Source organism: Micromonospora narathiwatensis (assembly GCF_900089605.1).
GTDB classification, from domain to species: domain Bacteria; phylum Actinomycetota; class Actinomycetes; order Mycobacteriales; family Micromonosporaceae; genus Micromonospora; species Micromonospora narathiwatensis.
The window spans coordinates 1,958,387-1,972,142 of the sequence record NZ_LT594324.1; the positions used below are offsets into that span (position 1 = coordinate 1,958,387).

The 13,756-nt window shown below is 75.3% G+C and carries 7 protein-coding genes; 2 read left to right on the plus strand and 5 right to left on the minus strand.

Going from position 1 to position 13,756, the window contains the following annotated elements; genetic code table 11:
* Positions 1–58: 58 nt before the first annotated feature.
* The gene (locus GA0070621_RS08740) at positions 59–4,093 is read right to left on the minus strand and encodes a non-ribosomal peptide synthetase (protein WP_167666725.1); all 4,035 of its coding nucleotides are present in this window, start codon (positions 4,091–4,093) and stop codon (positions 59–61) included.
* 407 nt (positions 4,094–4,500) lie between these two features.
* Here GA0070621_RS08740 and GA0070621_RS08745 point away from each other — a divergent pair, with 407 nt between their 5' ends.
* Together GA0070621_RS08745 and GA0070621_RS08750 are read left to right on the plus strand one after the other, a co-directional pair.
* The gene (locus GA0070621_RS08745; protein WP_091193152.1) at positions 4,501–5,958 is read left to right on the plus strand and encodes a SagB family peptide dehydrogenase; all 1,458 of its coding nucleotides are present in this window, start codon (positions 4,501–4,503) and stop codon (positions 5,956–5,958) included.
* A gap of 88 nt (positions 5,959–6,046) precedes the next feature.
* Entirely contained in the window at positions 6,047–9,328 is a 3,282-nt protein-coding gene (locus tag GA0070621_RS08750) for an AfsR/SARP family transcriptional regulator (protein WP_091193154.1), read from the plus strand.
* On the opposite strand, the gene GA0070621_RS08755 is transcribed toward GA0070621_RS08750, so the two are convergent.
* The 4 genes from GA0070621_RS08755 to GA0070621_RS08770 form a co-directional block, all read right to left on the minus strand.
* On the minus strand, positions 9,310–10,131 hold the full coding sequence (locus GA0070621_RS08755; protein ID WP_167666726.1) for an ABC transporter permease: 822 nt from the start codon (positions 10,129–10,131) through the stop codon (positions 9,310–9,312). The genes GA0070621_RS08750 and GA0070621_RS08755 overlap by 19 nt on opposite strands.
* Positions 10,128–11,093, minus strand: coding sequence for an ATP-binding cassette domain-containing protein (locus tag GA0070621_RS08760; protein ID WP_091193156.1), 966 nt, complete (start codon positions 11,091–11,093; stop codon positions 10,128–10,130). Before GA0070621_RS08760 ends, GA0070621_RS08755 begins: the two co-directional genes overlap by 4 nt.
* A gap of 126 nt (positions 11,094–11,219) precedes the next feature.
* The gene (locus GA0070621_RS08765; RefSeq protein WP_091193159.1) at positions 11,220–12,842 is read right to left on the minus strand and encodes an ABC transporter permease; all 1,623 of its coding nucleotides are present in this window, start codon (positions 12,840–12,842) and stop codon (positions 11,220–11,222) included.
* Positions 12,839–13,756 carry an ABC transporter ATP-binding protein gene (locus GA0070621_RS08770; protein WP_091193163.1) on the minus strand — a complete coding sequence of 306 codons (918 nt, stop codon included), beginning with the start codon at positions 13,754–13,756 and terminating at the stop codon, positions 12,839–12,841. The genes GA0070621_RS08765 and GA0070621_RS08770 overlap by 4 nt, the downstream gene beginning before the upstream one ends.

The following is a 13,756-nucleotide window of genomic DNA, read 5'->3' on the forward strand; positions in this document are numbered from 1 at the left end:
GCCTCCCGACTTCCCTACGGGCAGCCTGTCAGGGATGACCGGGCACCCGGGGCTCCGTTCAGGACGGTACGCCGAGCGCGTCCGGCGCGGCGTCGGTCGTCGCCCGCGTGCCGGTGGTCGCGGTCTCGGCGGCGAACGCGGCGATGCGCTCGGCCAGCCGGGCCGAGGAGGCGGCTGAGACGATCGAGTGGTGGTCCTCCGGCCAGCGTTCGACCGCCAGGTCCGGGCAGACCGCCTGCCACGCGGGCACCGGGTCGGGGCGGTCCACCCGGTCGGCCACGATGAGCAGCACCGGCGCCACGCCCGGGGCGGGGCGGTGCGCGGCGAGTGCGGCCAGGTTGTCGCCGTGTACCCGGACCAGCCGGCGGTATCCGGCCTCGTCGACCTCGGCCGGCAGCAGCTCGGCCGCCCGGGCAGCGGCGTGCGCCGCGCCGGCCAGCCCGGCCTCCGGTGCGGTCGCGAGCGTGGCGGCCACCGGCTCGGGCAGCCGGCCGCCGGCCAGGTCGGTGACGAACTCCCGGTGCCGCTCCCGGTCGTCGGCCGGCACGCGCAGGGTCCGGATGTCGCTGTCGACCAGGACCACCTGGGCCGCCTCGCCCTCGTCGCGCAACTGGGCGGCCAGTTCGTGGGCGAGCACACCCCCCATCGACCAGCCGGCGAGCAGGTACGGCCCGTGCGGCGCCAGCCGGCGCAGCTCGGCCCGGTATCCGGCGGCCATGGCGGCCAGGCTCGGCGCGGCCACGCCGTCGTCGCCCGCCAGGGCCCGGCTCTGGAAGCCGTGGACCGGGCCCGTCCAGGCGCGGGCCAGGTCGGCGTACCGGGCGACCGATCCGCCGACGGGATGGCACAGGAACAGCGGCCGGCCGGTGCCATCGGCCAGCGGCACGGCGCAGCGTACGGTGCCGTCGCCGGCGGCGAGCCGGGCGGCCAGGCCGCGTACCGTGGGCGCGTCGAAGATCTGCCCGAACGGCACCTCCGTGCCGAGTTCGCCGCGCAGCCGCTGCACCAGGCGCAGGGCGAGCAGCGAGTTGCCGCCCAGGGCGAAGAAGTCGTCGTCCGGCCGGATAATCGGCACCTCCAGCAGGTCGGCCCAGATCCGGCAGAGCCGCTCGGTCAGGACACTCGGGCGGTCCCCGTCGGCCGGGGCGGAGCCCGCCGTGGCCTCGTCGGGCGCGTCGGCCCGTGCCGTGGCCGCCGCCAGCGCCCGGTCCAGGTCCACCTTGCCGTTGCCGCTGAGCGGCAGCCGGTCCAGCAAATGGATCCGCGCCGGCACCAGGTACGCCGGCAGCCGTTCGCGCAGGTACGTCCGCAGTTCCGCCGGGTCCGGCGCGGCGTCGGTCTCGGGCACCACGATCGCGACCAGCCGGCGCTGCCCGCCCGGGACCTGCTGGGTGGTGACGGCGCAGTCCCGTACGCCCGGATGGGTACCCGCGGTCGCCTCGATCTCGCCCGGCTCGACCCGGAAACCCTGCACCTTGACCTGCCGGTCCTCCCGGCCGAGGAACTCGATGGTGCCGTCGGGCCAGTACCGGCCCAGGTCACCGGTGCGATACAGCCGCTCCCCGGTGGCCGGGTCGGTGACGAACCGCTCGGCGGTGCGTTCCGGGTCCCGCCAGTAGCACCGGGCCAGCCCCGTGCCGCCGATGTAGATGCCGCCGACCGCCCAGGGCGGACGCAACCGGAGCCGGTCGTCGAGCACCCGCATGGTCTGGTTCGGCAGGGGGCGGCCGTACGGGATGCTCCGCCACGCCGGGTCGACGGCACCGATGTCGTAGCTGTTGGACCAGATCGCCGCCTCGGTGGCGCCGCCCAGCGCGGTGACCCGGCTGCCCGGCCAGGTGCCGCGCAGCCGGTCGGGCAGCCCGGTGGGCACCCAGTCGCCGCTGAGCAGGAACGCCCGGATCGGCGGCCGGTCCCCGGCCGGCCGGGTCGCCACCACCTCGACCAGCATCTGGGCCAGCGCCGGCACCGAGTTCCACACGGTCGCCCCGTGCCGGGTCGCGGCGTCCGCCCAGCCGAGCGGGTCGGGGCGGCTGCCCCCGGCGGGCAGCACCAGCGTCGCCCCGGCCGCCAGCGCGCCGAACACGTCCCAGACCGAGAGGTCGAAGCTGAGCGACGAGATGCCGAACACCCGGTCGTCCGGGCCCAGCCCGAACCGGTGGTTGATGTCCAGCACGGTGTTGAGGGCGGCCCGGTGCTCCACCGCCACCCCCTTCGGCCGACCGGTCGAGCCGGAGGTGTAGATGACGTACGCCAGGTCGGTCTCCGCCCCGGCGGGCGCGGCCGGCTCCCCGGCGGCCGACGCGGCGTCCGGGATGGACGCGAGCCGGTCCACCTCGACCGTCGTGACGTCCCGCCCGGCCAGGTCGGCGGGGTGGTGCGACTGGACCAGCACCACCCGGGCCGCGCACTCGTCGATCAGGTGGCCGATCCGCTCGGCCGGCAGCGCGACGTCGACCGGGCAGTACGCGGCGCCGGCGCGCAGCACGCCGAGGACGGCGACCACCTGCTCCCAGCCCTTCGCCATCACCACCGGCACCAGGTCACCCGGCCCCACGCCGCGCCGCCGCAGCCGTTCGGCCACGCCGGCCGAGGTCGCCGCCAACTCCCGGTAACTCAGCGTACGGGCGTCGGTGACCACCGCCGGGTGGTCCGGCCGCTCGGCGGCCCGGCGCAGGAAGCCGTCCTCCAGGCGTCCGGCCGGCGGCGGACCGGCCGGCGCGTTGTCCCGGGCCACCACCGCGAGGTGTGCGGGCGGGACGGGCTCGACCGGGGTCGCGGCGTCCACGCCCAACGCCCGCAGCATCCGCTCGTACGCCTCGAACGCCAGGTCGGCCAGTCCGGCCGGGAAGGCATCGTCCACCACGTCCCAGATGCAGTCCACGCCCCCGTCCGGGGTGTCCTGCAACTGGTTGTCGACCAGCACCTGCGGCGTACGCAGGTGGCTGTCGACCTGCCGGCAGACCGGGCGGCCCACCGCGTCGCCGCCGGGCCGCCGGGGCGCGAGCATGCTGTTGAAGACGTACGGCAGCGCCGCGCGACTGGTCCAGCCACGACGGGCGGCCAGCTCCCGGGTGACCCGTACCGCGGTGACGTCGCTGTGCGCCATGTCCCGCCAGAGCTGCCGCTGCAACTGGCGGGCCCGCTCCCAGAAGTCGTCGGCGACCCGCAGGTCCACCTCCAGCGGCAGGGTGGCGCTGAGCTGGCCCACCACACCGGACAGTTCGGGGTGCAGGCTGGGCAGGTTCTGGTGCAGCACGTTCAGGCAGAACCGGGGCTGCCCGGCCCAGCCGCCGAGGATCTCGGCGAAGACCTGTAGCAGCGCGGTCGGCGGCAGCACCCGTTGGCGTCGCGCGGTGGCGCAGAGCCGGTCCCACTCGGCGCGGCGCAGGTGGCAGACCCGGCGCACCATCCGTACCGGGTCGATGCCGGCGAGTGGGCGGGCCAGCGGCAGCCGCGGGGCGTCCGGCAGGCTGTCCAGCCGCCGTTCCCAGTACCGCCAGTGCTCCTGGTACGGCTCGCTCTCCTGCCAGGCCACCAGGTCTCGTACGCCCTCCCGGAAGGTGCGGGTCACCGGCGGCAGCGCGGCGGCCGGATCCTGGTAGAGCTGCCACCACTCGCCGAGCAGGTGCCGGGTGCTGGTGGAGTCGAGCAGCAGCAGGCTCATCGCCAGGTGCAGCCGCCACCGGTGCCGACGCAGCCGCTGGGCGACCACCTCGAACAGCGGCCACCCGGTCGGCTCCACGCCCTGCTCGGCCATCCGGTCCCGGACCTCGCGCAGCGCCGCCTCCCGGCCGGCCGCCGCCAGCCCGGTCAGGTCGGTCACCGTCAGCGGGAACGGCGTGATCCGCTCGTCCGGCAGGACCCGCTGCGCGACCTCCGGCAGGATCACCGTCCGGAGGTGCTCGTGCCGGTCGATCAGGCGGTCGACCGCCGCCCGGGCCCGGTCCGGGTCGAAGTCGACGACGTCCAGCTCCACGTACATGGTCGGCCGGAAGCCACCGAGTTCGATCAACGGGCTGCTGCCGACGAGGTAGCCGGCCTGGAGGTCGGTCAGCGGGAAGGGGTGCCGCGACTGGGGGTCCGTGGTCACAGGGTTCTCCGGCGGGTACGGGTGTCGGTAGGGGTTCTCCGGGTGCCTCGGGGCCGCGACGGCCGGCGGATCTGGCCTGGTCAACGCGGGATGCTGGGCACCGGGCCCGGGCCCGGTGCGCCTAGAGGGTGCGCCTCCCCGGCCCCGCTGTCTTCGCGCAGATTGCTGTTCCCGCAGCCCCCGGCAACGCCGCCCGCGACCCGCCCGGCGGCCGGTGCCGTCGCCGTCCGCCCCGCCGGTCACGACCCCTCCTCGCCCGCCCGACGGGAGGGCGGATTGTGCCCGGGAGACGGTGCCGGGGCACCTCCCAGATTGCCCTGATTCGGCAGGTCAGAGCGGCTTGTGACCGGCCGTTCCGGCTGCCTATCGTTCGCTCACCCCGCCCGTCGTCGAGGGAGCGTACGTCGATGAGTCTCACCGCCTCCGCCCCACCGGAGGGGCCGCTCGCCGCCCCCGGACCCGTCGCCGCCAACGGCCAGCCGGACGCCGCGGAGGTCCTCGACCGGCACCTGGCCGGCGCGGCCGAGCTGGAGCAGGCCGTCTGGGCGAACGCCCGGTCCGCGCCGACCCGGCTGCGGGCGGCGGCCGGCCTGCTGCTGGCCGCGGTGAGCGCCACCGGGCTGGACTGGGCGCAGTCGCTGGCCTGGCTGCGGGGCGACGCGGACCCGGCCACCGACACCCCGGACGAGGGGACGCCCCGGACTCCGGCCGCCGAGGCCGGGCCGGCCGCCGAGGGGCGCGCCGCGGCCGAGGCGGCCTTCCTGCGCAACGAGGCGGAGTGGACGGCCTGGCACCGCCGGACCCGTGAGGAGATCGGGTCGGCGGGGACCGGGTTGGGGCGGTGGCATCGGCACCTCGCCGACACGCTGGCCGAGCTGCGCCGCCTGGAGCGCGCCGACCGACTGGACGCGCCGGCCGGGTCGGTCTTCCGGCGGCTGGTCGGGCTGCACCAGGAACGGCTCGGCCTCACCGCCGCCGAACGGGCCCAGGCCGGCTGGCTGGTCTCCCTGACCCTGCTCCGCACCGCGCCCCGGGGCCCGTTCTTCGCCGACGGCCCGCAGGCCCTGGACCGGCGCCTGCACGAGGAGACGAAGTACGCGCCCGCGACGATCCTCGACCAGATGCCGGACCTGGTCGGCGCCGGCGCCGAGGGCCGACAGCCGCTGCCCGCGCGCGGTGCCCCGCTGCCGCTGGCCCGGCCGGACGGGCCACCGTCGGACCTGCCCGGACTGGCCGAGACGCTGCTCGCCCGGCGCAGCGCATACGGCACGTACGAGGGTCCGCTCACCGTCGACGAGCTGGGCCGGCTGCTCTTCTACGCCGCCGCGGTCACCGGTGAGAAGAGCATGCCGGGCGCGGAGGCACCGTTGCGGGTCCGGCCGCACCCGAGCGGCGGCAGCCGCTACCCGCTCCGACTGCTGCTCTACTGCCACGACGTCCAGGGCGTGCCGCGCGGGCTCTACCTGCACGACGCCGACGCGCACGCGCTGCTCCCGCTCGGCGACCGGGACCTGACCGGCGAGCTGATCCCGGCCGTGCCGGCGACCGACCCGAGGCTGCCCGCCACCAAGGCCGGCGGCAAGATCGACGCGGCCGGGTGTCCACTCTGGCTCTTCCTGGTCGCCGACCTGACCTACCAGCGACTGCACTACGGGATGCGGTCGTACCGGCTGGTGCTGCTGGAGGGCGGGCACCTGGCGCAGAACCTGTCCCTGGTCTCGACCGGGCTGGGTCTGTCCAGCGTCGGCCTGTGCGGCTTCTACGACGACGCGCTGCACGGCGCGCTCGGCCTGGACGGGGTGAACTCGGCCGTGCTCTACACGTACCTGTTCGGCCGGGTGACCACGCCGGACACGCCGGCCTGACCGGCCCGGCCGCCCCGTGGCCTCTCCTTCCCCCGCCACGGCGTGGACGCTTCGTCAGCGGTCGGGTACTCGGTGAGATGATGAGGGTATGCAGGTTGGCATCCTCGGGCCGTTGGTGGTGGCCGCCGACGGGCGGCAGGTGGAGATCGGCGGTGCCCGGCTGCGCCGGCTGCTGATCCTGCTCGCGCTGGAGGTCGGCCGCACGGTGACCGTGGAGGCGCTGACCGAGGCACTGTGGGCGGAGACCGCCCCCAGCGACCCGACCAACGCCGTTCAGTCCCTGGTGTCCCGGCTGCGTCGGGCGTTGCCGGTCACCACGGCCCTGCACTCCGCGCACGGCGGTTACCGGCTGGCGCTGCCCCGGGAGGCGGTCGACGCGTACCGGTTCGAGCGGCTGGCCCGCGAGGGGCAGCGGGCGCTGCGGGCCGGGGACGCGACCACCGCGACCACCCGCCTGGACGAGGCGCTGTCCCTGTGGCGCGGGCCGGCCCTCGCCGACGCGATCGACGCGCGGTACGCCGCGGCGGCCGCGGCCCGCCTGGAGGAGCTGCGGCTCTCCGCCCTGGAGGACCGGGCCGAGGCCGACCTGGTCGCCGGCCGGGGCGACCAACTCGTCGCCGAGCTGGAGGAGTTGGCCGCCCGGCATCCGCTGCGCGAGCGCATCCGGGCGCTGCTGATGAGCGCGCTCTACGGCACCGGGCGACAGGCCGAGGCGCTGCGCTCCTACGAGGAGTTCCGCGCCCGGCTCGCCGAGGAACTCGGCATCGACCCGTCTCCCCGGGTACGCGACGTGCACGTGGCGATGCTCCGGGGCGACTTCGCGCTGTCGCCCGCCGCCGCGCCCTCGCCGGCTGCCGGACCCGCGTCGCCGAACCCGCCGGGGCCGACGCCGGCCGGTCGGGCCGTCGGGTCGCCGCCGGCACCCGCGGCCGCCCGGCCGGTCGCCCCGCCCGGCAACCTGCGCGCCCCGCTGACCACCTTCGTGGGCCGCGGCGGCGAGCTGCGGCGGCTCGGCGACCAGCTCCGGGACGGGCGGCTGGTGACCCTGGTGGGCCCGGGCGGCGCCGGCAAGACCCGGCTGGCCAGCACGCTCGCCGGATCGCTGGCCGCCACCCACCCCGGCGGCGCGTGGCTGGTGGAACTGGCGGCCGTCACCGACCCGGACGACGTGCCGCAGGTGATCGTGCGGTCGCTCGGCCTGCGCGAGGCGGGCCTGCTGGACGGCCCCGCCCCCCGGGACGTGCTGGAGCAACTGGTCGAGGCGTTCTCGGTGGCGCCGACGCTGCTGGTGCTGGACAACTGCGAGCACCTGGTGGACGCCGCCGCCCGGCTGGTCGACGAGCTGCTCGGCCGCTGCCCCGAGCTGCGGGTCGTGGCGACCAGCCGGGAGCCGCTGGGCATCGTCGGCGAGGCACTGTGCCCGGTGCCGCCGCTCGCGTTGCCCCGTCCGGCGGCGACCCGCGCCGAGGCCGTCGAGTCGGCGGCGGTGCAACTCTTCGTCAACCGGGCGTCGGCGGTCCGGCCCGGTTTCGCGGTCACCGACGCCAACGTGGACGCCGTGGTGGAGATCTGCCGTCGGCTGGACGGGCTCCCCCTGGCCATCGAGCTGGCCGCCGCCCGGACCCGTACGCTGCCCGTGGAGGAGTTGGCGGCCCGCCTCTCCGACCGGTTTCGGCTGCTCACCGGCGGCAGCCGGACGGCCACGCCCCGGCACCGGACGCTGCGCGCGGTGGTGGCCTGGAGCTGGGACCTGTTGGAGGAGGACGAGCGGCGGCTGGCGCGGCGGCTGGCCGTCTTCCCCGGGGCCATCACCCCGCAGAGCGCGGCCCGCCTCTGCGCGCTGCCACCCGCGGTCACGCCGGCCCCGCTGGACTTGCTGGCCGCGCTGGTGGACAAGTCGCTCCTGCAACGGCTGGACGGCCCCCGACCCCGTTACCGGATGCTGGAGACGATCCGGGAGTACGGCCTGGAGTGGCTGGCCGAGGAGGGTGAGGTGGCCGCCGCGCGGCAGGCGCACGCCGAGTACTTCCTGCAACTGTCCGAGCAGGCGGAGCCCCGGTTGCGCGGGCCGGACCAGGTGACCTGGCTGCCCGTGCTGACCGCCGAGCGGGAGAACCTGCTCGCGGCGTTCCACTTCGCCTGCGATACCGGCGACGCGGCGGTGGCGGTCCGGCTGGCCGCCGCCGTCAGCCCGCTCTGGACGGTGCAGGGCAATCACGGCGAGGCCGCCGCCTGGCTGCGGGCGGTGCTCGAACTGCCCGGCGAGGCGCCGCCACGGGCGCGCCGGGTGGCCACCGCCGCCTACCTGTTCAACACCGTCCTCTCCGGCGGTCGGGTCGGCGGCGACGTCCCGATCGACACGCTGCTGGCCCGGCTGCCGGGCTCCGAGGGCCCGGACGACCATCCGATCGTCGCCCTGCTCGACCCGGCGCTGGCGTTCCTGCGGGAGGACACCGCCGCTGGCCTGTCGGCCATCGACCGGCTGCGTGACCACCCCGACCGGTGGGCGCGTGGCGCCCTGATGCTGCTCTCCGCCCTGCTGCACGGCCAGGACGGCGAGACCGACGCGATGCACGCCGACCTGACGCAGGCGGCGGCGGCGTTCCGCGAGACGGGCGACCGGTGGGGGCTTTCGATGACCCTCACCTTCGAGGCGCACGTCCAGCTCGTCCTCGGCGACTTTCCCGCGGCGATGACGGCCGCCGAGGAGGCCCGTACCCTGCTGCACACGTTGGACCCGGCGGACGACGCCGCGTTGCAGCGGGTCATGCTCGCCGTCGCGTTGACCTGGCACGGCGACCTGGCCCGGGCCCGCGACGAACTCCGGGCGCTCGTCGCGCCCGCCGCCCGACCCGTGGCGGCCCGCTACCAGGTGCTGGCCCACATCTGGCTGGGTCACCTCGCCCGCTACGACGGCGCCCTCGACGAGGCGGCCCGCGAGTACGACCGGGCCCGGGTGGACCTGGATCGGCTCACCTTCGACGCCGCGGTGTACCGGGCGATGCACCTGTGCGCCTCGGCCCAGTTGGCGGTGGCCCGGGGAGCCGAGGAGGCCGCCTGGGAGCACCTCGCCGCCGCGTTCGCCATCGCCGCCGAACCCGGCTACGCCCCGGTGCTGGCGGAGATCGGCGTGGCCGCGGCGGCGGCCTGCCTGGCGTGCGGGGAGGCGGAGCTGGCCGCCGAACTGCTGGGGGCCGCCAGCGCCCTGCACCGGGGCCCGGACTCGTTCCACCCCGACGCGACCGAGTTGGGCCGGCGGCTCGCCGGGGCGCTGGGCGGGGACGTCCACGCGGTCGCCGTCGAGCGGGGACGCTCACGGGACCGGGCGGACGCCCTCGCCCTCATCAGCGCTCAGGTACGGCGTCGGTAGGCCCGGACGGCGAGCGGCGCGAAGAACACCAGCAGCCCGAACGACCAGAGCAACGTCCGCATCACCGGCCCGGCCACCGGCCCGCCGAGCAGCAGACCCCGGCACGCCTCCATGGCGTGGCTGGCCGGGTTGATCTTCACCCAGGCCTGCAGCCAGCCGGGCAGGGTGTCGGTGGGCGCCACCATGTTGGTGCCGAAGGCCAGCGGGAACATGGTGAGCGTGACGATGCCCTGCACCCCGGCGGCGTCCCGGGACACCACACCGGCCAGGACGTAACCCCAGCTCAGGCAGAAGCCGAAGAAGACCGTCAGGGCGCAGGCGGCCAGCGCCTGGAGGAAGCCGGTCTCCACCCGGAAGCCGAGCAGGTAGCCGAACGCGAACACGGTGACCAGCGAGATCACGTACCGGATCAGGTCGCCGAGGACCGAGCCGATCAGCGGTGCCGACCGGCCGATGGGCAGGCTGCGGAACCGTTCGAAGACGCCGGTGCGGATGTCCGCGTTCAGGTTCACCCCGGTGATCATGATGCCCGAGATGATCACGGTCATCACCAGCGCGGCCGGGAAGATGAACTGGAGGTAGTTCTTGGTGTTGCCGGAGACCGCGCCGCCGAACAGGTAGACGAACATCACCAGGAAGATCACCGGAATGAGCACCGCGTGGGCGAGGCCCTCCGGGGTGCGGCGTACCTTGATCAGGCTCCGCCGGGCCAGCGCGAGGCTGTGCCGGAGCAGCCCGTACGGGCGCCGGACCGGCTCGGTGATCGTGCCGGCGGACTGGTTGGGGACGCTGGTCGCGGTCACGCCGCCACCTCCTTGTCGCGCTCGGGCTCGGCGGTGTGCCGGCCGGTGAGGGTGAAGAACACCTCGTCCAGGCTGGGCAGCCGCAGGGACAGCTCGGTCACCGCGATGTTCGCCGCGGCGAGCTGGCGGACCACCTCGGTGAACGCGGAGTCGCCGACCACCGGCACGGTGAGCACCCCGGGACCGACCTGCTCGGGCACGTGCCCGGCGACGCTGCCCAGGATGGCCGCGGCCTCGCTCAGCTGGGCCGGGTCCGCCGCGCGTAGCTGGATGGTCTGCCCGCCGACGACCTGCTTCAGCTCGTCCGGGCTGCCGTTGGCGATGACCTTGCCCTGGCCGAGCACGACGATGTCGTCGGAGAGGGTGTCCGCCTCCTCCAGGTACTGCGTGGTGAGCAGGACGGTGGTGCCGTCGCCGGCCATCGTCCGGATCATCCGCCAGACCTCCTCCCGCTTGGCCGGGTCGAGCCCGGTCGTCGGCTCGTCGAGGAAGATCACCCTGGGTCGACCGATCATGCTGGCGGCCAGGTCGAGCCGGCGTCGCATGCCACCGGAGTAGGTGCCGACCCGGCGACCGGCCGCCTCGGTCAGCTCGAACCGCTCCAGCAACTCGCCGGCCCGGGAGGTCGCCTCGGCCTTGCGCAGGTCGAGGAGCTGGCCGATGAGCACCAGGTTCTCCGTGCCGGTCAGGTCCTCGTCGACCGAGGTGTCCTGACCGGCGATGCCGATCAGCCGGCGCACCCGGGCCGGGTGACGGACGACGTCCACCCCGCCCACCATCGCGGTGCCCGAGTCCGGGCGCAGCAGGGTGGCGAGGATGCGTACCGCGGTGGTCTTGCCCGCGCCGTTGGGGCCCAGCACGCTCAGGACCGTGCCGGCCCGGGCCGCGAAGTCGACGCCGCTGAGCGCTGTGTTCGTGCCGAAACGCTTGACGAGGGCCTCGGCCTGGAATCCGTACTGCATGAGCCGATGCTGGCAGCGCCCGCTGGCAGAGCCCGCACAGATCGCTGTCACCTGGTCACAAAGGGGCGGGGCCGTGGCCGACCACGGGGGGAGTCGACCACGGCCCCGCAGGGGGGTGAGCAGGGTTCAGGCGGTGTCCAGGTCCCGCCGCCGGAAGGTGGCCAGACCGGCCGCCCCCAACAGCAGCACCAGCACCCCCAGCCACACCAGCGGCGCCGCGGTCACGTCGCCACCGGGCAGGCGGGGCAGATGGGTGAACGGGGAGACGTCCATGACCCACTGGTTCAGCTCCAGCACCGGGCCGAGCTGTGCGATGAGCAGGATCGCCCCGACGAAGAGCCAGGCGACGAGCGTGGCCCCGGGCAGCAGCCCGAACAGGGCCCCGGCCAGCGCGGCCGGGAGCAGCGCCGCGGGCAGCTGCACCAGCGACGCGCCGAGGATCCGGGGCAGCTCGCCGCCCACGTCCCCGGACCGCGCCCCGTGCACCAGCCCGACCACCAGACCGGCGGTGACCAGCAGCACCAGCACGCCGAACACGGCCACCAGCACGTGGCTGAGCGCGTACCGGGTCCGGGTCACCGCGGCGGCCAGCACCGGCTCCGCCCGCAGCCCGGACTCCTCCGAACGCAGCCGCAGCACCGCCGAGACCGCGTACGCGGCGGCGGCCAGGCCGAGGATCCGCAGCACCCAGACCAGGTAGCTGTCGACCAGCACGTCGGCGCCGCCGAGCTGGCGGATCGCCTTGGCCGCGGTGTCGTTGTTGCCCACCATGTCGGTGATGTCGTGGGCCAGCGAGCCGAGCACGGCGGCGCCGACCGCCACGCCGGCCGCCCAGGAGATCAGGCTGCTGCGCTGCAGCCGCCAGGCCAGGGCGAGCGGGGTGGCCAGTCCGGGCCGGGCGTCCGGCGGGCCGAGCCGCGCCGCGAACAGGCCCGCGCCGATGTCCCGCCGCTGGCTCAGCATGATCGCCGCGCCGGTCAGCACCGCCCCGGTCACCACCGCCAGCGCCAGCACCCACCAGCGCTCTCCGGCGTACGGCCGGAGCTGGTAGAACCAGCCGGTGGGGGAGACCCAGGCGAGTTGCCGGGTGCCCCCGGTGCCGTCGTTCGCCACCGACGCCGAGTCGGCGACGCCGCGCAGCAGGAAGGTGGCGCCGAAGACGGCCAGCGCGATGCCGTTGGCGGTGCGGGCGGCCTCCACCAGTTGCGCGCTCACCGCCGCGACGGCGGCGAAGACCCAGCCGACCATGGTGACGCCCAGCCCGTACGCCAGCGAGCCGGCGCCGGGCAGCCCGGCCCCCATCAGGCCGGCCGCGGTGCCCAGCCCGATCAGCAGGTCGGCGGCACCGACCACGAGCAGGGCGGCGGCCAGCCGGGCGTGCCGGCCGACAGCGGCGGCGGTGACCAGCTCCGCCCGGCCGCTCTCCTCCTCGGTACGGGTGTAGCGGACGACCAGCATGAGGCTGGTGATCGCGACCAGCAGCAGCACCCAGACCGCGCTCTCCTTGACCACGATCCCGCCGAGGCCGTCGACGCCGAGGCTCGGCCCGCTGAACACCGCGGCCGCCGGGTTGCTGCCGACACCCTCGGCGTACTCGCGTTGCTTCTCCGCGCTGGCGTAGACGTCGGCCAGCGACCCGGCCGGGCCGGCGGCGAGGCTGATCGCGAGCAGGATCCACACCGGCAGGCCGATCCGGTCCCGGCGCAGCGCGAGCCGGGCCAGTCGCCACGTGCCCACCAGCTCACTCATCGGGCACCGACCTTCTCACCGCTCTGGTGCGGGCCCACGTCGTAGTGGCGCAGGAACAGCTCCTCCAGCGTGGGCGGCTGGCTGACCAGCTCCCGCGTTTCGTACTCGCCGAGGCGGCGCAGCACCGCCGGCATCGCGTCCGGGTCGACCTGGAGGCTGATCCGGTCGCCGTCGACCGTGACGTTGTGCGTGCCGGGCAGCTCGCCGAGGCCGTCGGCCGGGCGGCCCAGCCGGGCGTGGATGGTGGTGCGGGTCAGGTGGCGCAGGTCGCTCAGCGAGCCGGTCTCCACGATCCGCCCGGAGCGGATGATGCTGACCCGGTCGCAGAGCTTCTCGACCTCGCCGAGGATGTGGCTGGCCAGCAGCACGGTGCGGCCCTCCCGGCGGACCTCGCTCACGCACTGGCTGAACACCTCGGACATCAGCGGGTCGAGACCGGAGGTGGGCTCGTCCAGGATGAACAGCTCCACGTCCGAGGCGAACGCCGCGACCAGGGCGACCTTCTGCCGGTTGCCCTTCGAGTAGGCCCGGCCCTTCTTGCGCGGGTCGAGCTGGAAGCGGTCGAGCAGCTCGGCCTTGCGGGCCGGGTCCAGCCCGCCGCGCAGCCGGCCGAGCAGGTCGATGGTCTCCCCGCCCGAGAGCCGCGGCCAGAGGCTCACGTCGCCCGGCACGTACGCCAGCCGCTTGTGCAGCCGGGTGATGTCCCGCCAGGGGTCGCCGTCGAGCAGCCGTACCGCGCCCGCGTCGGCGCGCAGCAGGCCGAGCAGAACCCGGATCGTGGTCGTCTTGCCCGCGCCGTTGGGACCCAGGAAACCGTGCACCTCGCCGGTGCGCACGGTCAGGTCGATGCCGTCCAGCGCCACCGTCTTGCCGAATCGTTTGACCAGGCCCTGGGCCTGGAAGGCGTCACTCAT

What these genes read in the sequence shown, in the direction of transcription:
- GA0070621_RS08745 (WP_091193152.1), top strand. Translation starts at nt 4,501, where the DNA reads ATGAGTCTCACCGCCTCCGCCCCACCGGAGGGGCCGCTCGCCGCCCCC.
- GA0070621_RS08750 (WP_091193154.1), top strand. Translation starts at nt 6,047, where the DNA reads ATGCAGGTTGGCATCCTCGGGCCGTTGGTGGTGGCCGCCGACGGGCGG.
- GA0070621_RS08760 (WP_091193156.1), bottom strand. Translation starts at nt 11,093, where the DNA reads ATGCAGTACGGATTCCAGGCCGAGGCCCTCGTCAAGCGTTTCGGCACG.
- GA0070621_RS08765 (WP_091193159.1), bottom strand. Translation starts at nt 12,842, where the DNA reads ATGAGTGAGCTGGTGGGCACGTGGCGACTGGCCCGGCTCGCGCTGCGC.
- GA0070621_RS08770 (WP_091193163.1), bottom strand. Translation starts at nt 13,756, where the DNA reads ATGAGTGACGCCTTCCAGGCCCAGGGCCTGGTCAAACGATTCGGCAAG.